Origin of the sequence: Microbacterium sp. Nx66, from assembly GCF_904066215.1 — a bacterium.
GTDB classification, from domain to species: Bacteria; Actinomycetota; Actinomycetes; order Actinomycetales; family Microbacteriaceae; genus Microbacterium; species Microbacterium meiriae.
The window spans coordinates 1,970,770-1,986,958 of sequence record NZ_LR880474.1; the positions used below are offsets into that span (position 1 = coordinate 1,970,770).

Annotated in this window: 19 protein-coding genes; 5 read left to right on the plus strand and 14 right to left on the minus strand. The window is 69.0% G+C overall.

The genetic code is table 11. The annotated features are described in order from the left end of the window. Window positions 1-140 precede the first annotated feature (140 nt). Window positions 141-1,337, plus strand: a complete 1,197-nt coding sequence (locus MICNX66_RS09365; protein WP_187661650.1) for a metallophosphoesterase family protein — start codon at window positions 141-143, stop codon at window positions 1,335-1,337. A gap of 64 nt (window positions 1,338-1,401) precedes the next feature. Here MICNX66_RS09365 and MICNX66_RS09370 read toward each other — a convergent pair whose 3' ends face one another. Continuing rightward, window positions 1,402-2,076 carry a DsbA family oxidoreductase gene (locus tag MICNX66_RS09370; protein WP_085607723.1) on the minus strand — a complete coding sequence of 225 codons (675 nt, stop codon included), beginning with the start codon at window positions 2,074-2,076 and terminating at the stop codon, window positions 1,402-1,404. A gap of 52 nt (window positions 2,077-2,128) precedes the next feature. Between MICNX66_RS09370 and MICNX66_RS09375 the strand changes: the two genes are divergently transcribed. Continuing rightward, complete coding sequence (locus tag MICNX66_RS09375; RefSeq protein WP_187661651.1) at window positions 2,129-2,737, plus strand: AAA family ATPase; 609 nt, start codon at window positions 2,129-2,131, stop codon at window positions 2,735-2,737. Here the strand turns inward: MICNX66_RS09375 and MICNX66_RS09380 are convergent. Further along, window positions 2,680-3,480, minus strand: a complete 801-nt coding sequence (locus MICNX66_RS09380) for an isoprenyl transferase (protein WP_187661652.1) — start codon at window positions 3,478-3,480, stop codon at window positions 2,680-2,682. The genes MICNX66_RS09375 and MICNX66_RS09380 overlap by 58 nt on opposite strands. After that, a complete protein-coding gene (gene recO / locus MICNX66_RS09385) occupies window positions 3,477-4,220 on the minus strand; it encodes a DNA repair protein RecO (protein ID WP_187661653.1) in 744 nt (247 codons plus the stop codon). Before recO ends, MICNX66_RS09380 begins: the two co-directional genes overlap by 4 nt. 34 nt (window positions 4,221-4,254) lie before the next feature. Between recO and MICNX66_RS09390 the strand changes: the two genes are divergently transcribed. Continuing rightward, window positions 4,255-4,947 (plus strand): trimeric intracellular cation channel family protein, encoded by a 693-nt coding sequence (locus MICNX66_RS09390; protein ID WP_187661654.1) that lies wholly within the window; start codon window positions 4,255-4,257, stop codon window positions 4,945-4,947. A 66-nt stretch (window positions 4,948-5,013) separates the two neighbouring features. Here MICNX66_RS09390 and MICNX66_RS09395 read toward each other — a convergent pair whose 3' ends face one another. Further along, entirely contained in the window at window positions 5,014-5,727 is a 714-nt protein-coding gene (locus MICNX66_RS09395) for a TetR/AcrR family transcriptional regulator (RefSeq protein ID WP_187661655.1), read from the minus strand. 66 nt (window positions 5,728-5,793) lie between these two features. Between MICNX66_RS09395 and MICNX66_RS09400 the strand changes: the two genes are divergently transcribed. Continuing rightward, complete coding sequence (locus tag MICNX66_RS09400) at window positions 5,794-6,174, plus strand: VOC family protein (protein WP_187661656.1); 381 nt, start codon at window positions 5,794-5,796, stop codon at window positions 6,172-6,174. 73 nt (window positions 6,175-6,247) lie between these two features. On the opposite strand, the gene leuA is transcribed toward MICNX66_RS09400, so the two are convergent. Beyond that, window positions 6,248-8,002 (minus strand): 2-isopropylmalate synthase, encoded by a 1,755-nt coding sequence (gene leuA / locus MICNX66_RS09405; protein ID WP_187661657.1) that lies wholly within the window; start codon window positions 8,000-8,002, stop codon window positions 6,248-6,250. A 192-nt stretch (window positions 8,003-8,194) separates the two neighbouring features. Between leuA and MICNX66_RS09410 the strand changes: the two genes are divergently transcribed. Further along, the gene (locus MICNX66_RS09410) at window positions 8,195-8,842 is read left to right on the plus strand and encodes a hypothetical protein (protein ID WP_232089032.1); all 648 of its coding nucleotides are present in this window, start codon (window positions 8,195-8,197) and stop codon (window positions 8,840-8,842) included. On the opposite strand, the gene MICNX66_RS09415 is transcribed toward MICNX66_RS09410, so the two are convergent. The 9 genes from MICNX66_RS09415 to MICNX66_RS09455 form a co-directional block, all read right to left on the minus strand. Further along, window positions 8,839-9,780, minus strand: a complete 942-nt coding sequence (locus MICNX66_RS09415; RefSeq protein WP_187661658.1) for a quinone oxidoreductase family protein — start codon at window positions 9,778-9,780, stop codon at window positions 8,839-8,841. The two genes, MICNX66_RS09410 and MICNX66_RS09415, sit on opposite strands and share 4 nt — an antisense overlap. A gap of 26 nt (window positions 9,781-9,806) precedes the next feature. Further along, window positions 9,807-10,295, minus strand: coding sequence for a hypothetical protein (locus MICNX66_RS09420; RefSeq protein WP_187661659.1), 489 nt, complete (start codon window positions 10,293-10,295; stop codon window positions 9,807-9,809). A 165-nt stretch (window positions 10,296-10,460) separates the two neighbouring features. Beyond that, a complete protein-coding gene (locus tag MICNX66_RS09425; RefSeq protein WP_187661660.1) occupies window positions 10,461-10,937 on the minus strand; it encodes a hypothetical protein in 477 nt (158 codons plus the stop codon). Next, entirely contained in the window at window positions 10,934-11,914 is a 981-nt protein-coding gene (locus tag MICNX66_RS09430; RefSeq protein WP_187661661.1) for a hypothetical protein, read from the minus strand. The genes MICNX66_RS09425 and MICNX66_RS09430 overlap by 4 nt, the downstream gene beginning before the upstream one ends. Beyond that, window positions 11,914-12,435 carry an RNA polymerase sigma factor gene (locus MICNX66_RS09435; RefSeq protein ID WP_187661662.1) on the minus strand — a complete coding sequence of 174 codons (522 nt, stop codon included), beginning with the start codon at window positions 12,433-12,435 and terminating at the stop codon, window positions 11,914-11,916. The genes MICNX66_RS09430 and MICNX66_RS09435 overlap by 1 nt, the downstream gene beginning before the upstream one ends. Before the next feature lie 54 nt (window positions 12,436-12,489). Next, window positions 12,490-13,386, minus strand: coding sequence for a GTPase Era (era, locus tag MICNX66_RS09440; protein WP_187661663.1), 897 nt, complete (start codon window positions 13,384-13,386; stop codon window positions 12,490-12,492). Next, a complete protein-coding gene (locus tag MICNX66_RS09445) occupies window positions 13,379-14,671 on the minus strand; it encodes a hemolysin family protein (protein ID WP_187661664.1) in 1,293 nt (430 codons plus the stop codon). The genes era and MICNX66_RS09445 overlap by 8 nt, the downstream gene beginning before the upstream one ends. After that, entirely contained in the window at window positions 14,668-15,129 is a 462-nt protein-coding gene (gene ybeY, locus MICNX66_RS09450; protein ID WP_025103688.1) for an rRNA maturation RNase YbeY, read from the minus strand. Before ybeY ends, MICNX66_RS09445 begins: the two co-directional genes overlap by 4 nt. Then, entirely contained in the window at window positions 15,126-16,151 is a 1,026-nt protein-coding gene (locus MICNX66_RS09455) for a PhoH family protein (protein ID WP_232089241.1), read from the minus strand. The genes ybeY and MICNX66_RS09455 overlap by 4 nt, the downstream gene beginning before the upstream one ends. Window positions 16,152-16,189: the final 38 nt, after the last annotated feature.

Below are 16,189 nucleotides of genomic sequence, written 5' to 3' on the forward strand. Positions count from 1 at the left end.
CGTTCACCTCCACGTCACGTGGGCACCGCTCCCGCGGCGCCACGGAGACGGGCCGCGTTCACCTTCCGGCCTCCCCGTCGACATCTGATGTCCCTAGTCTCGCCGCGGCGATATCCGCCCGAAGACGAAGGAGACCACGCATGCCCGACCGACTGCCGATCAGCCGGCGAACCGTCCTCACCGCGGGAGCACTCGGTGCACTCGGCACCACCCTCCCCCTCGGCACCGCGCCCGCCGCAGCGGCGACGGTTCCCGCCTCGCCCGGCACCGGACAGCGGCGGAACCTGCGGTTCCGCGCCGACGGCACCTTCAAGGTCGTGCAGTTCAACGACACGCAGGACGACGAGCTCACCGACCGCCGCACCGTCGAGCTGATGGAGAAGGTGCTCGACCAGGAGAAGCCGGACTTCGTGGTCATCAACGGCGACGTGATCACCGGCGGGTGCGAGACGCGGCTGGCCGTGAAGCAGGCGATCAACAACGTCGTCATGCCGATGGAGTCCCGCCGCATCCCATGGGCGGTGACCTATGGCAACCACGACGAGGACTCGCTGCCGCAGTCCGGTGTCGATGAAGCGGGGATGCTGAAGATCTACCGCTCGTACGAGTACAACGTGAACGCCGAGAACACCCGCGGCGTGACGGGCACGAGCAACACGATCGTCACGATCGGCTCCGCTGCGAAGAAGAACCGGGAGGCGTTCGCGCTCTGGCTGATGGACTCGGGCCGATACGCGCCGGATGCCATCGACGGCCAGGACTTCGCCGGCTACCCCGCGTGGGATTGGCTGCGCATGGACCAGGTGGCGTGGTACCGCGAGCAGTCACAGCGTCTGGAGCAGCGCCGCGGCCGCAAGGTCCCCGGGCTCATGTTCCTGCACATCGCGCTGTGGGAGCACCGCTTCATGTGGTGGGGTGGCGTCGACACCCGCACGGCGGCCGACGCCGCGCGCGGCAAGGCCCGTCACGGCATCGTCGGGGAGCGCAACGAGGACGAATGCCCCGGTCCGTTCAACTCGGGGATGTTCAACGCGATCCTCGAGCGCGGCGACGTGAAGGGCGTGTTCGTCGGACACGATCACATCAACGACTACGTCGGCGACTACTACGGCGTGATGCTCGGATACGCCCCGGGAACCGGCTTCGGCGCGTACGGCCTCTCCGGCGCCGAGCGCAACCGCATGCGTGGGGGCCGGGTCTTCGAGCTGAAGGAGACCGGCGAGGACGTCGCGATCACCACAAGGGTCGTCTACGCCAGGGACCTGGGCATCGACCTGACCGCGAACGATCAGCCGATGAAGCCGCTGCCCCTCGGCCCCCGCCAGCAGCGCATCTGAGGCCAGGCGGCGAAACGGCGGGGACCCCCGACCCGGGGTCCCCGCCGTCGCCTGCCGGAGCGGGTCAGGCCTCGACGGCAGCGCTCCGCTGCGCCCAGAGGTCGCGGATGACGTTCTCGAACGCCGCAGGCGGCTGCGCGCCGCTGATGCCGTACTGACCGTCGACCACGAAGAACGGCACGCCCTGGATCCCGTACGCGCGAGCCTGCGCCTGGTCCTGGCGGACATCGGCGAGGTACTGCTCGCTCTCGAGCGCGGCGCGGGCGCGATCGGCATCGAGGCCGACCTCGGCCGCGAGGGCCACGAGGTCGTCGATGCGCCCCACATGCTTGCCCTCGGTGAAGTACGCGGACATGAGCCGCTCCTCCATCTCGTGCTGGCGCCCCTCGGCCTTCGCGAAGTGCAGCAGCTCGTGCGCCTTCACGGTGTTCGTGTGCTGCAGCAGGTCGAACCGGTACTGCAGGCCCGCGTTCGCGGCGACGTTCGTGACGTTGGCCAGCATCTGCTCGACCTGCGTGCGCGGCATGCCCTTGTGACCGGAGAGGAAGTCGATCTCGTCGCCGTCGAAGTCGACGGGGGTGTCGGGCGAGAGCTCGAACGAGTGGAAGGTGACGGTGACCTGCGGAGCATCCTCATCGGCCGCGACGGCTTCGAGACCCTTCTCGAGGTTGCGCTTGCCGATGTAGCACCAGGGGCAGGCGATGTCGGACCAGATGTCGATGGAAATGGGTTCAGTCACACGATGGTCAACCGCCCGCGCGTCCGACGTATTCCGTCAGTAGAATCCTCGGATGCTCTCCGCCGATGATCCGCTTCCCTTCCGGCCCGAGCGCGTGCTCGTCGCCGGTGTCACCGGCTCGGGGAAGACGACACTCTCCCGGCGACTCGCCGCGCTCTGGGAGCTGCGGCACGTGGAGATCGACGGCCTGTTCCACGGTCCGGAGTGGACCCCGCGGGCGGAGTTCCTCGACGACGTGCGCGCCTTCGCGGCGGACGAGCGCTGGGTGACCGAGTGGCAGTACACGAGCAAGGGCACCGACGAGATCCTGACTCCGAGGGCGCAGCTCGCGGTCTGGCTCGACTACCCGTACCGCGTGGTGCGGTCGCGTCTGCTCCGACGCACCCTCAGCCGCAGCATCCTCCGCACCCGGATGTGGAACGGGAACGTCGAGAAGCCGATCTGGCGGATGCTGGGGAGCACGCCGGAGGAGAGCATCCTGGCGTGGCAGACCGCGACGCTCCACAAATGGACCGAGCGCTTCCCCCAGGTGCAGGAGCGCTTCCCGCATCTCACGATCGTGCGGCTGACGCATCCGCGCGAGACGGAGCGCTGGCTGCGGGCTCAGGCCGACGTCGGGGTGTCCACCGCGCCGCCGAAGCGACGGTCGCGGGAGAGGTAGACCCCGATCGCACGCCAGAGCTCCTCGCGGGAGAAGTCCGGCCACAGCGTGTCGAGGAACACCATCTCGGCGTAGGCCGACTGCCACAGCAGGAAGTTCGAGGTGCGCTGCTCCCCCGAGCTGCGCAGGAACAGGTCCACGTCCGGCATGTCCGGCACGTACAGGTGCCGGCGGATCATCTTCTCGCTGATCGCGTTCGGCTTCACCCGCCCGGCCGCGACATCGGCCGCGATCGCCCGCATCGCGTCGACGAGCTCGATCCGTCCGCCGTAGTTGACGCACATGGTGAGGGTGAGCACGTCGTTGTCGCGGGTGAGCTGCTCGGCATACTGCAGCTCCTTGATGACGCTGCCCCACAGGCGCGGCTTGCGCCCGGCCCACCGGACCTGCACGCCCCACTCGTTGAGCTGATCGCGACGGCGGTGCAGCACATCGCGGTTGTAGCCCATGAGGAAGCGGACCTCCTCCGGCGAACGAGCCCAGTTCTCGGTGGAGAACGCATAGACGGAGAGGTGCTTCACGCCGGCCTGGATCGCGCCGGCGACGACGTCCAGCAGCACCTCCTCCCCTGCCTTGTGCCCCTCGATGCGGTTGAGCCCCCGGCGGTTCGCCCAGCGGCCGTTGCCGTCCATGACGATGGCGACGTGCTCCGGGACGGCGGGGAACGCGGGCGGATACACGCCCGTCCAGTCGATCGGCCGGTAGGGCACCGCGTCCTTGTGCGTGTAGGGCTTCGGGCTCACCGTGCTCCTTCTCCGGGGGTGGACGAGACGTGCGCGAGCGAGCGGATGCCGCGCTCCAGGTGCCACTGGGCATACGCCGCGACGAGGCCGGATGCAGCCGCCGTGTCGGCGTGCGGGGCGGCGTCGATGAGGTCCCAGTCCCCGCGGATCAGCGCGCGCAGCAGCGTCAGGGTCTTCTCGGCGATCCGGGGGCTCCCGGCGGGCGCGTCGGCACGGCAGACCAGGCCGCCGAGCTGCGCGACGAAGACGGAGTGCGGCCCCGGGGCTCCACAGCGCGCGCAGTCCTCGAGGGACGGCGCCCACCCGGAGAGGGACATGACCCGCAGCAGGTACGAGTCGAGGATGCTGCGCGGGGCGTGCTCGCCGCGGGACAGCGCCCGCAGCCCGCCGACGAGCAGGAGGTACTGCTCCGGGGTGGCCTCGGCGTCGCTGAGCCGATCCGCCGTCTCGACCATGGCGTTCGCGGCGGTGAACCGGTCGTAATGGGCGGCGATGTCCGTGCCATAAGCCCCGAGCGACTCGGCCTGCTGCACGATGTCGAGCGAGCGGCCTTCGTAGAGCTGCACATCCGCGACCATGAACGGCTCGAGGCGGGAGCCGAACTTCGACGAGGTGCGACGCACACCCTTCGCGACCGCGCGCACCTTCCCGTGCCGCCGGGACAGCATCGTGACGATGCGATCCGCCTCCCCCAGTTTGTGGGTGCGCAGGATCACCGCTTCGTCTCGGTAGGTGGGCACCCTTCGATTATCCTCCGTGCGCGACAATGGACGCGTGACCGAACCGCTCTTCACCATTCCGCTGTGGGCGGACCTCCTCGGCGTCGGCCTCGGCGGAGTGCAGGGCGCGATGTTCGCCGCCGGGTTCCAAGGACAGCGTCGGCTCGACTGGCTGGGCGTCGCGATCATCGGGATCATGATCGGCATGGGTGGCGGTCTCATCCGCGACATCCTGCTCGGGCAGACTCCCGCGACGCTGCAGAACCAGTGGTACCTGGTCACGGCCGCGGGTGCCGCGCTGCTCGGCATGCTCCTGGCCGGACTCTTCACGCGACTCAACACCGCGATCGTCGTGCTCGACGCCGTGGTGATCGGCATGTTCGGCGCCTTCGGAACGAGCAAGGCCCTCGCCTTCGGCATTCCCGAAGTACCCGCGGTCTTCATCGGCGTGTGCGCCGCGGTCGGCGGGAGCGTCCTCCGCGACATGCTCATGGGGCTGCCGACCGCCATCATGCACGTCGGCTCCCTGTACGCGGTGGCCGCCGCGGCCGGCTGCACGTTCATCGTCGCCGCGAACGCGGTCGGCATGCCGATCCCGCTCGCGGCGGTCATCGGCATCGTCGTGACGGCTGTGATCCGCATCCTCGCCGTGACGTTCGACGTCTCGCTTCCGGAGCAGCGCCGTCTGTACCGCCGCAAGGTCGCCGCGGAGACCGGCGCCATCGCGATCGTGAAGCCCCAGGACTGACTTCGAGTCGCGCGATTGACTCCATCCCGCAGCCGGATACGACCAATCGCGCGATTCGAAGGAGGGTCAGGTGCCTGCGAGCCCGTCGATCACGCGCGCGAGACCGAAGTCCCAGGCGGCTCGAGCGTCGTAGGGGGCGCCCATCGACTCCCCGGCAGCCTGACCCACTGACCGGGCGAGCGGCATCCCGTCACCGAGATAGGCCGCCAGACGCGGTGCGGCCTCTGCCCACGAGGCCGCGAACGAATCCGCGCTCTCCTCCTCCCGCATGCGTGCTGCCGCGGAGAGAGTGAAGTCGAGCACGAAGCTCAGCGCCGCATCACGATCCACGGCGGTGAGGCCGAGGCCGTCGAAGGCGTGAAGTTCCCGGTCGTACTTGGCGATGGTTCCAGGGCCGAGCGCGACCCGCGGGTCGTGGATGTCGATGAGCCAGGGGTGAGCCCGGAGGAGGCGCAGGTTGTCCTCGGCGACCGCCCGGACCTCCGCGCGCCACCCGGACGCCTGCGCAGGCTCGGTGGGCATCCTGGCGTGCATCGCATCCGTCATCAGGACGAGCAGGTCGGCGCGGCTGTTGACATGCGTGTAGATCGACATCGGAGTCAGCTCGAGCCACTGCGCGAGAGACCGGATCGTCACCGCGCCGAGGCCCTCGGCGTCAGCCAGCGCCACGGCACGATCCACGACGTCATCCGTCGAGTGGCGCGCCTTCGGACCGCGCTGCCGAGCCACGGGAGCCGCGGGGCTGTGCCGCCAGAGCAGATCGACGAGATTCCTGGTCATCGGGAATAGCCTAGACCGCTCCAGACTTAACCCTGTACGCTGTACAGACTTTCGGAATGGAGCATCGTGAACATCACTCAGACCGCCCTCTCGCTCAACGTCCCCGACGTGGCGGCCTCCGCCGCCTTCGCCATGACGCATTTCGGCTTCGAGGAGGCGATGTCCGCGGAGGGCTTCGTCTCGTTGCAGCACCCGGGACCCGTCCCGAACGTCATCTTCCTCGAGACCGGGCTCCCGACGTTCCGTCCGGAGGAGATCGCCGGATCCGCCGGTCAAGGCACCCTGATCGTCTTCGTCGTCGACGAGATCGACCGGGAGTTCGCCCGCATCGCCGCCGCGGGTGCGCGGGTGGTCACCGCTCCCGAGACCGAGCCATGGGGCGAACGCTACTGCCAGTTCGCCGATCCCAACGGCCTCATCTGGCAGCTGGTGCAGTGGATGGACTGACCCCCTCCTTCGAATCGCGCGAATGGTCCCATCCGGCGGCCGGATACGACCGATCGCGCGATTCGAAGGAAGATCAGACGGCGGCCAGCTCCTGCTGACGGCTGCGGATCGAGCGGTTCACGCCGGACACGATCGCCTTGAGCGACGCGGTCGAGATGTCGCCGTCGATGCCGACTCCCCACAGGCGCTGGTCGCCGACCTGCAGCTCGACGTAGGCCGCGGCCTGCGCGTCGCCGCCGGCGCTGAGAGCGTGCTCGACGTAGTCATAGACCGTGATGTCGAACCCCTGACCCCGGAGCACCTCGACGAACGCCGCGACCGGACCGTTGCCGTTGCCGGAGACGGAGACCTCCTGGTCGTCGTCCCGCAGCACGACATCGAGCACCACGTCACCGGACATGTCGCTCCTGGTCTGCGTGGCGAGCAGCTCGAACCGCCCCCACTTGGCCTCGGTGTCGGCGGCGGGCAGGTATTCGTCCGTGAAGATCGACCAGATCTGCTCGCTGGTGACCTCTCCGCCCTCGGCATCCGTCTTGGCCTGCACGACCCCGGAGAACTCGATCTGGAGCTTGCGCGGCAGGTCGATCGCGTGATCGGACTTGAGCAGGTACGCGACCCCGCCCTTGCCCGACTGGGAGTTCACGCGGATGACGGCCTCGTACGAGCGGCCGAGGTCCTTCGGGTCGACGGGCAGGTACGGCACGGCCCACTCGATCTCGTCGACCGTCACGCCCTGCGCCTCGGCCTTGGCGGCCATGGCCTCGAAGCCCTTCTTGATGGCGTCCTGGTGCGAACCGCTGAACGCGGTGAAGACGAGGTCGCCGGCCCACGGGCTGCGCTCCGGCACCGGCAGCTGGTTGCAGTACTCGACCGTCCGCTTGACCTGATCGATGTCGCTGAAGTCGATCTGCGGGTCGATGCCCTGAGTGAACATGTTGATGCCCAGCGCGACGAGGTCGACGTTGCCGGTGCGCTCGCCGTTGCCGAATAGGCAGCCCTCGATACGGTCGGCGCCGGCCATGTAGCCCAGCTCCGCCGCGGCGATCGCGGTGCCGCGGTCGTTGTGCGGGTGCAGCGACAGGATGACGTTCTCGCGGTGGGCGAGGTGACGGCTCATCCACTCGATCGAGTCGGCGTAGATGTTCGGCGTCGCCATCTCCACCGTCGCGGGGAGGTTGATGATCACCTTGCGGTCCGGCGTGGGCTCGAAGATCTCGATGACCTGGTTGCAGACGTCGACCGCGAACTCCAGCTCGGTGCCGGTGTAGCTCTCCGGGGAGTACTCGTAGTACACCTGCGTGTCGGGGATGGTCTTCTCGAACCGGCGGCACAGCCGAGCGCCCTCGAGCGCGATGTCGATGATGCCCTGCTTGTCGGTGCGGAAGACCACCTCGCGCTGCAACACGCTCGTGGAGTTGTAGAGGTGCACGATGGCCTGCTTGGCTCCCGCGATCGCCTCGTAGGTGCGAGCGATCAGGTGCTCGCGCGCCTGCGTCAGGACCTGGATCGTGACGTCGTCCGGGATGACGTTCTCCTCGATGAGCTGGCGCACGAAGTCGAAGTCGGTCTGGCTCGCCGACGGGAAGCCGACCTCGATCTCCTTGTAGCCCATGCTCACGAGCAGCTCGAACATGACGCGCTTGCGCTCGGGTGACATCGGGTCGATGAGGGCCTGGTTGCCGTCGCGGAGGTCGACCGCGCACCAGCGGGGGGCCTCGGTGATGCGGGCGTCGGGCCACGTGCGATCAGGCAGGTGGACGGTGATCTGCTCGTGGAACGGCCGGTACTTGTGGATCGGCATCGCGGACGGGCGCTGAGTGTTCTGCATGATGGGGCTTCTTCTCTTCGTCAAGATGAACGGGCCAACACAAGCGCCGCGACGAGGAAGGCCCTAGCTTTAGGACTCGTCGCGGCAGCTAAGAAGAAGCAGACCGCCGAAAGGCATGTGGTCATGCTAGCAGGGAAGCCGCAGGTGTTTCGACGCCCCGAGACGATGCGAGTGCCCGCGACACTGGTCGGTATGAGCACCTTCCGCGACCGTCCCCTCCTCGCCGTCGGCGTCGTGTCGGCGCTGTTGCTGCTGGCCGGCTGCGCCGCGAGCCCAGGAGCATCGTCGCCGCCGACCAGCACGACGGTCCCGTCGGACTCCCGCCTGGAAGAGGCGGAGCCCGCGCCGCCGGAGGGGACCGTGGTCGCCACGGGAACGGTCCTCGACGAATCCGGGGAGGTCCGGCTGTGTCTCGGTGCGATCCGCGAGTCGTATCCGCCGCAGTGCGACGGAGTCGCGCTCGACGAGTGGAGCTGGGACGGTGTGGACGGCAGCGAGGCGTCCGGGGAGACGCGCTGGGGGGCGTACGCGGTCACCGGCACCTGGGACGGCGAGCGGTTCACGGTGACCGCACCGCCCGCCCTCCTCGCGCTCCACGATCCGATGGCTCCGGAGGATCCGACCGACGGCGCGGACGGCGCGAGCACGGCGGATGAGCTCGACCGCGTGCAGAACGACATCGCCGGACGCCTCGGCGCGGACGCGCTCGCCGTGTCGACGGACCGCGGCTACGTGTGGCTCCAGGTCGTCTGGGATGACGGGACGCTGCAGGACGCGGTCGACGCCGAGTACGGCGAGGACGTGGTCATCGTCACGTCCGCGCTCCGCGAGATCGACTAGGCGTCGGTGACCAGCGCGAGCTTGCCGCCCGGGTGCCCTGTGGCGAGGAGCCGGTGCGCGGCCGGCGCCTCGGTGAGCGGGAACGTGCGCGCGAGCGGAACCACCAGGTCGCCGTTCTGCGCCAGGGCGACGAGTTCGCTGCGCACCTCGTCGCGGAATCGTGCACTGTCCGGCATCGACCCCGCGATCGCGAGGAACCCGTCGGCCGATGCCCGCGCGAAGTTCGCGATCGTGACGATGCGGCGGCGATCGGACACCAGGGCGAGGGACACGTCGATCGCCTCGTCGGTGCCCACCGCATCCAGAGCCGCGGCGATCGGTCCGTCGGCCAGCGCTCGTACCCGATCAGCGAGGCCCCGTCCGTAGGCCACCGGGACCCCGCCGAAACGCCGCACCTCGTCGAAGCGTTCGGGGCTGGCGGTGCCGATGACCCGGACGTTCCGGAGCCGCGCCTGCTGCAGCACGCTGACACCGACCGCGCCCGACGCCCCGTGCAGCAAAACCGTCTCCCCCGGCGACGCCCCGGTGACGGCGAGCATCTCCGCGGCCGTCGTGCCGACGAGCAGAAGGTTGGCCGCTTCCGGGTGGGTGAGCGTGGACGGCTTCGCGAACACCTTCGCCGCGGGCACCGTAACCTCGGTCGCGTAACCGCCCCGCACGCGGAACGCCACGACCTCATCGCCGACCTCGGCCTCACCGGAACCGATGCGGGTCGCAGGGCCGATCGCCGCGAGTTCACCCGAGACCTCGTATCCGACGGGCACGGGGAACTCGAGCCCCGGTCGGGGGGCCGCGACATGCTTCGCGTCGGCCGGATTCACACCGGCGGCCCGGACGCGGATCGTGACCTCGCCCTTTCCCGGCGCTGCGGGCTCGTACTCCTCGAACTCCCACGACTCGGGAGACCCCGCCGCCGTCGCCACCCAGTGCGTCGCCATGATTCCACCCTTCATCCTCGCTTCCATCATGCGCCCGCGGGAGCATGACGGCGCGTTGCGTTCGGCACAGAACCTGCTCCGCCGCAGGGCTCAGTGGTCACCTCCCCGGAGTGGTCGACGTAAGAACCTTCAACGAGGGCCTCGACAGCAACGTCCTTGAACGACATCTCCGCGCGGTGGTCGGCCCCGGAGAGTATGACGTACACGGTGACGGGCCCTTCCAGACTCGACACGGGATACGCGTGGCTGCTGGTCACGGAGAAGTCGGGAAAGGTGTCGGGGAGAATCGGTTCAGCGGGCAGGACTTCCACCGCTCCTCCCTCATCGGCAGTCGCCGAGAAGAGCACGATCTCCTGTTCAACTCCCCATTCTTCACGGAGCGCTGTGGAGATGTAGTCGATCTCCCAGGGCTCGTCGAGGCAATGCACCCACGCGAACTGGTCATCGACGACCGTCAGTGCCACCGGCTCCAGGAAGACGGGGCGTGTGGGCACGCACCCCGCCGACGCCGCCACACCCAGCACTGTCAGTCCGGTGGCCGCAGCGCGGAGAAAGCCCCGCTTCACTCGAACGGTCCTCCGTCGGCATCGGCTACATGCAGCACGCGACAGCAACGCGGCCACGACTCATCGACCTATCCCTCGATCCGACCTTCTCGCCCGCATCGCCGCTACGCACGCTCAGAGGAAGCAGCGGATGTTGGTCGCGGAACCGGAGACGTTGCTCCACGCGTTGGCGGAGACCGTCGCCAGGACCGAGCTGCCGTTCCGGACCTGCATGTAACCGGAGGTGCGGGCGTTCGCCGCCGACTTCGTCGCGAAGGACGACGGGATCGCGATGGTCGTGCAGCTCCCCCAGCTCAGCATGGCGCCGACGCGATTGAGCTCCCGGTATGCGCAGATGCGGCCGGTCGCACAGTTCCCGACTGCACGCGCCATAGTGCGGACGGTCCCGGTGTTCGAGGTGTACTCCATGTCGAGCTTCGGCCAGACGGCGCTGCCGGCGTCGATCACCACACCACCGGGCACCTCGTCGAGGATACGCACCATCAACGGGTCGAGCGTCGGCTCCTCAGCGGTGGCCGCGGCGACGGGACCGCCTGCTCCGGTCAGCACCAGCGCCAGTCCGACCACGACGGCGATGCGCAGCCGTGTCATCGCAGCATCTCCTCGTCGATGTCCCACATCCGGTAGTCGACGATCGCCCCCGCGGGGAACACCCCGTCGTCCTTGAGCACCGTCCGTTCGAGACCCACGATGCGGCCGGTGTCGAGCGATACGAGCACGTCGTCACGGACGACGCCGTCCGCGGAGATGACACGGATCCCGGCGACCGGGCGGCCGAGACGATCGGTCGTCGTCCCCAGAGCCTCCGCGCCCCCGGACTCCTCGATCAGAGTCAGCAACTCGGCGTGCTGCGCGTTCGTCAGCGTCCACTGCCCGAAGACGGAGGTGATCGCCGTGACCGCCTCGAACGCGGTCGGCTGCTCGGGCATGTCGAAGGCGACCAGCAGCGCCCGCACGTCCGCGGCGGAATCGCCCGGGACGTCGACGACAGGAGTGACGAACTCGCCCGGAGCGAGGACGACGCGGGATGCCACCTCGCCCGTGCTCTTCACCTCGGCCTGTCCGTTCGCCACCGCATCCGTCGGCGCATACGGCTCACCGTTGATGGCGACGGCCTCTCCCGAGAGGTCTTCCTCCCAGGTGAAGGTCGCGAACTGCGGAACGACCTCGGCCCGTTCGGTGTCGACCTCGACGTTGTACGACCAGAACGCCGTGCGCGTCGAGCGCTCGGGTTCCGCCGGTGGACTGAAGATCTCGAGGTCCGCCTCCGCCGCGGCCACCGTATCGCTCAGCGAGCCGGCCGCCTCGAACACGAGCGGAGACGGCGCTCCCGCGACGGCGGCTCCTTGCGGGAGGAGGACGCCGAAAGCCACCGCGGCGGACGCCGCGACGGCCGTGAGGCCCGCTGCCCAGCCGATCGTCCTGGCACGCCGTCGTCGCGGCGCACGAGCAGATCGGATGATGCGATCACGCGCGGCGATGGCGCGCGCGTCCGGAGGGGCGTCCCGCGGGGTGCGCGCGGGATCGGCCTCGACGAGCACGCGCTCGAGCAGAGCATTGTCACTCATCACGCACTCCCCGTCCCCTCCAGTCCCAGCGTCTCTCGCAGCCGATCCTCGGCACGAGCCAACGTCTTCCGTACCCGGGACTCAGAAGTGCGCAGCAGCTCCGCGATCTCCCCCACCGCGAGTCCATCCCAGTACGTGAGCATGATGATACGCCTTTGCAGCGGAGTGAGGACACCCAAAGCCCTGAGCACTTCGCGGCGTCCGAATCCGCCGAGGGTCTCGGGGTCGCCGGAGAGCCCTGAGTGCACGGCGTCGATCGCCCCGTGGGCGGTGGATGAGCGCCGGGACCGCGCGCGCAACCGACGGTCGGTCTCCCGGAGCAGCCAGACCCTCCCCGGGGGCCGCGTCGGTCGGAGTCGCGACCACGCCGCGAGGAAGACCTCCGACACGATCTCGCTCACCTCGTCGTCGTCGGGGACGACGCCCTCGATATGGTGGCGCACCGTCGCCCAGTGCTCGTCGAACACTCGTGTGAAGATCTGGTCCCGCAGCGAGCTCGGGTCTTCGCCGCGGCCGATCATGTCGGTGGGGTCGGCGGTCTGCCCGCCGCCTCCGACGTCCTGCGGGCCTGCATGTCAGAACCCGAGCCGGCCGAGCTGCTTGGGATCGCGCTGCCACTCCTTCGCGACCTTGACGTGGAGCCCGAGGAACACGCGGGTCCCGAGCAGCTCCTCGATCCCCGCGCGGGAGCGGGCACCCACGTCGCGGAGGCGCTTGCCCTTGTGGCCGATGATGATGGCCTTCTGGCTGTCCCGCTCAACCACGATGGAGGCGTGCACGTCGGTGAGGTCGCTGTCCTCGCGCGGGGCGATGTCGTCGACCACGACGGCGATCGAATGCGGGAGCTCATCGCGCACGCCGTCGAGGGCGGCCTCGCGGATGATCTCGGCGATGCGATCCTCCGTCGACTCGTCCGTGGTGACCCCCTCGGGGTAGAGCGCGGGCCCCTCGGGCATGAGCTGCAGGATCTCGTCCGCCAGCACCTCGAGCTGATCGCGCGTCAGCGCCGACAGCGGGATCACGGCGGCCCAGTCCTCGCGGAGGGAGTCCACCTCCATCAGCCGCTCGGTGATCTCATCGCGCCCGGCCGCGTCGGTCTTCGTGACGATGGCGATCTTCTGCGCGCGCGGGTAGCCGTCCAGCGAAGCGGCGATGCGGCGATCGCCGGGGCCGACCTTCTCGGTCGCGGGCACGCAGAAGCCGATCACGTCGACGTCGCCCAGCACCTGCTCGACGAGGTCGTTCAGCCGCTCGCCCAGGAGCGTGCGCGGCTTGTGGATGCCGGGGGTGTCGACGATGACGAGCTGTCCGTCCGGGCGGTTGAGGATGCCGCGGATCGCTCGACGCGTGGTCTGCGGCTTCTCGCTCGTGATGGCGATCTTCTCGCCGACGAGGGCGTTGGTGAGCGTCGACTTGCCCACGTTCGGCCGTCCGACGAAGGTCACGAAGCCGCTCCGGGTGTCTTCAGTCATCGCGCCGTTCTCCTTCATCCTGCACATCTTCGGGCTCTGCTGCCCGCTCCACGAACACCGTCGCGATCCCTCGGCCCCGCCCGCGGGAAGCCCCGCCGGTGAGCACGAGGCCGTGGACGGTGGCCGTCGCACCGGGCTGCGGCACCTGGCCGAGCGTCTTGCCGAGCAGACCGCCGATGGAGTCGACGTCTTCGTCCTCGAGCTCCAGGCCGAACAGATCGCCCACGTCCTCCAGCGAGAGCCGGGAGCTCACGCGATAGCGGCCGTCGCCCAGGTCGACGAACTCGGCGGATACCTGATCGTACTCGTCCGAGATCTCCCCCACGAGCTCCTCGATGAGGTCCTCCAGGGTCACGAGGCCGGAGATGCCGCCATGCTCGTCGATCACGAGGCACACGTGCACCGCGTCGCGCTTCATCTGCTGCAGCAGGGTCTCCGCGCGCATCGACTCGGGGACGAAGGTCGCCGGTCGCGCGATCGGACGGATGGAGGCCGCACGCCAGGCGCTGTCGTCGCGGTACGCGAACTGCACGAGGTCCTTGAGGTACAGCACCCCGACGACGTCGTCGGCCTCATCATCGACGACGGGCATACGGGACACGCCGCGATGCAGGAAGAGCGACATCGCCTCGTCGGTCGTCGCCTCCGCACCCACGGTGACCATCTCGGTGCGCGGCACCATCACCGCCCGGACGAACTGGTCGGTGAAGTCGAACACCGAGTGGATGAGGTCGCGGTCGTCCTCCTCGATGAGGTCGTTGGACGCGGCCTCGTCGACCATGCTCAGCAGCTGGTCCTCGCTGGAGAACGAGCTGCGTCCGGTTCCCGGCGTCACCCGGTTGCCGAGGACGACGAGCCCCTGGGCGATCGGCCCGAGGATGATGCGCAGTCCGCGGACGACGTTCGCACTCCCCCGGATCATGCTCTCGGCGTGCTGATGCCCGAAGGTCCGCGGACTCGCCCCGACGAGGACGAAGGTGATGCCGGTCATCAGGATGGCGGCGGCGAGCATCGCCCACCAGATGTTCTCGAAGACGATCGTGAACGCCACGGTGACGAGCACGGCAGCCGTCACCTCCGCGAGGACGCGGATGAAAGCGACCGCGTTGACGTGCGCGTCGAGGTCGGCGGCGATCCGCTCCAGCGCCTTCGCGCGGCGGCCCTCGGTCGCCATGTCGGCCAGGCCGGCACGGGAGGTCACGCCGTATGCCGCGTCGATCGCGGCCATGAGGCCGCCGAACGCCACCAGCAGCACGGCGGCGACGAGCAGCAGCAGCTCCGTCATCGCCGGCGACGCTCGGACGCGGCGAAGCCCTGGATGAGCTGCTTCTGCAGACCGAACATCTCCCGCTCCTCATCCGGCTCCGCGTGATCGAAGCCGAGAAGGTGCAGCAGTCCGTGCGTGGTGAGCAGGATGAGCTCGTCCATGAGCGTGTGGCCGGCGGCCTGCGCCTGCGTCTCCGCGACCTGCGGGCAGAGGACGATGTCGCCGAGCAGCCCGGGGGGCGTCGGCCGGTCCTCGGTACCGGGGCGGAGCTCGTCCATCGGGAAGCTGAGGACGTCGGTCGGGCCCGGTTCGTCCATCCACTGCACGTGCAGCGCCTCCATGGCCCCTTCGTCGACGAGGACGATGGCGACCTCGGCGTCCGCGCTGACGTGGAGCTGCGCGAGGTTGAAGTCGGTCAGCCGCTGCAGCACGGTCTCGTCGACATCGATCGCCGACTCGTTGTTGATCTCGATCATGAGAGCCCTCGTTTCGGCATGCGATCGCGTGGTCCTGGTCGCTGGGCACCGCGTCGCTCGGCACGGTTGGCGAACTCGTGCGCCTGTTCGCGCTCGGTGCGCTGCGCCACGCGGCGCTCGTCGTACTCGCTGTACGCGTCGACGATGCGACCGACCAGCGAGTGCCGCACCACGTCGTCGCTGGTCAGGCGGGAGAAGTGGATGTCGTCGATGCCGTCGAGCACGCGGGTGACCAGGCGGAGACCGGAGGCTCCCTGCGGGAGGTCGACCTGGGTGATGTCGCCGGTGACGACCATCTTCGTCCCGAACCCGAGACGGGTGAGGAACATCTTCATCTGCTCGGGCGTGGTGTTCTGCGCCTCGTCCAGCACGACGAAGGAGTCGTTGAGCGTGCGCCCCCGCATGTACGCCAGCGGCGCGACCTCGATGGTCCCGGTCGCCATCAGGCGCGGCACGATCTCCGGGTCCATCATCTCGTTGAGCGCGTCGTAGAGCGGCCGCAGGTACGGATCGATCTTGTCGGTGAGCGTACCGGGGAGGAACCCGAGGCGCTCCCCCGCCTCGACCGCCGGACGCGTGAGGATGATGCGCGTGACCTCCTTGCGCTGCAGCGCCTGGACGGCCTTCGCCATCGCCAGGTAGGTCTTGCCCGTTCCCGCCGGACCGATGCCGAACACGATCGTGTTCTCCTCGATCGCGTCGACGTACTCCTTCTGGCCGAGCGTCTTCGGCCGGATCACCTTGCCGCGCGTGGACAGGATCGCCTCGCCGAGCACCTCGCTGGGACGCGGGCCCCCCTCCTGGCGGAGCATGCGCGCCGAGCTGGACACGTCGCTCGGGGCGAGGTCGTGGCCGGCCTTGGTCATCGCGAGCAGCTCGTCGACGAGGTTCTTGGCCTTGGCGACGGCCTCGCGCTCACCCGTGAGCGTGATCTCGTTGCCGCGGACGAGCACCTGCACGTCGCGGTGCTCCCGCTCCAGCATCCGCAGCAGCCGGTCCTGGGGACCGAGCAGCTGCACCATCGCGACACCGTCGGCGTAGAGCCTTTCGGTGACGGTTT

Excerpts from the sequence above, each read along its gene's own strand:
- MICNX66_RS09365 (WP_187661650.1), top strand. The coding sequence starts at position 141 with ATGCCCGACCGACTGCCGATCAGCCGGCGAACCGTCCTCACCGCGGGA.
- MICNX66_RS09375 (WP_187661651.1), top strand. The coding sequence starts at position 2,129 with ATGCTCTCCGCCGATGATCCGCTTCCCTTCCGGCCCGAGCGCGTGCTC.
- MICNX66_RS09395 (WP_187661655.1), bottom strand. The coding sequence starts at position 5,727 with ATGACCAGGAATCTCGTCGATCTGCTCTGGCGGCACAGCCCCGCGGCT.
- leuA (WP_187661657.1), bottom strand. The coding sequence starts at position 8,002 with ATGCAGAACACTCAGCGCCCGTCCGCGATGCCGATCCACAAGTACCGG.
- MICNX66_RS09410 (WP_232089032.1), top strand. The coding sequence starts at position 8,195 with ATGAGCACCTTCCGCGACCGTCCCCTCCTCGCCGTCGGCGTCGTGTCG.
- MICNX66_RS09415 (WP_187661658.1), bottom strand. The coding sequence starts at position 9,780 with ATGGCGACGCACTGGGTGGCGACGGCGGCGGGGTCTCCCGAGTCGTGG.
- MICNX66_RS09425 (WP_187661660.1), bottom strand. The coding sequence starts at position 10,937 with ATGACACGGCTGCGCATCGCCGTCGTGGTCGGACTGGCGCTGGTGCTG.
- MICNX66_RS09430 (WP_187661661.1), bottom strand. The coding sequence starts at position 11,914 with ATGAGTGACAATGCTCTGCTCGAGCGCGTGCTCGTCGAGGCCGATCCC.
- MICNX66_RS09435 (WP_187661662.1), bottom strand. The coding sequence starts at position 12,435 with ATGATCGGCCGCGGCGAAGACCCGAGCTCGCTGCGGGACCAGATCTTC.
- era (WP_187661663.1), bottom strand. The coding sequence starts at position 13,386 with ATGACTGAAGACACCCGGAGCGGCTTCGTGACCTTCGTCGGACGGCCG.
- MICNX66_RS09445 (WP_187661664.1), bottom strand. The coding sequence starts at position 14,671 with ATGACGGAGCTGCTGCTGCTCGTCGCCGCCGTGCTGCTGGTGGCGTTC.
- ybeY (WP_025103688.1), bottom strand. The coding sequence starts at position 15,129 with ATGATCGAGATCAACAACGAGTCGGCGATCGATGTCGACGAGACCGTG.
- MICNX66_RS09455 (WP_232089241.1), bottom strand. The coding sequence starts at position 16,151 with ATGGTGCAGCTGCTCGGTCCCCAGGACCGGCTGCTGCGGATGCTGGAG.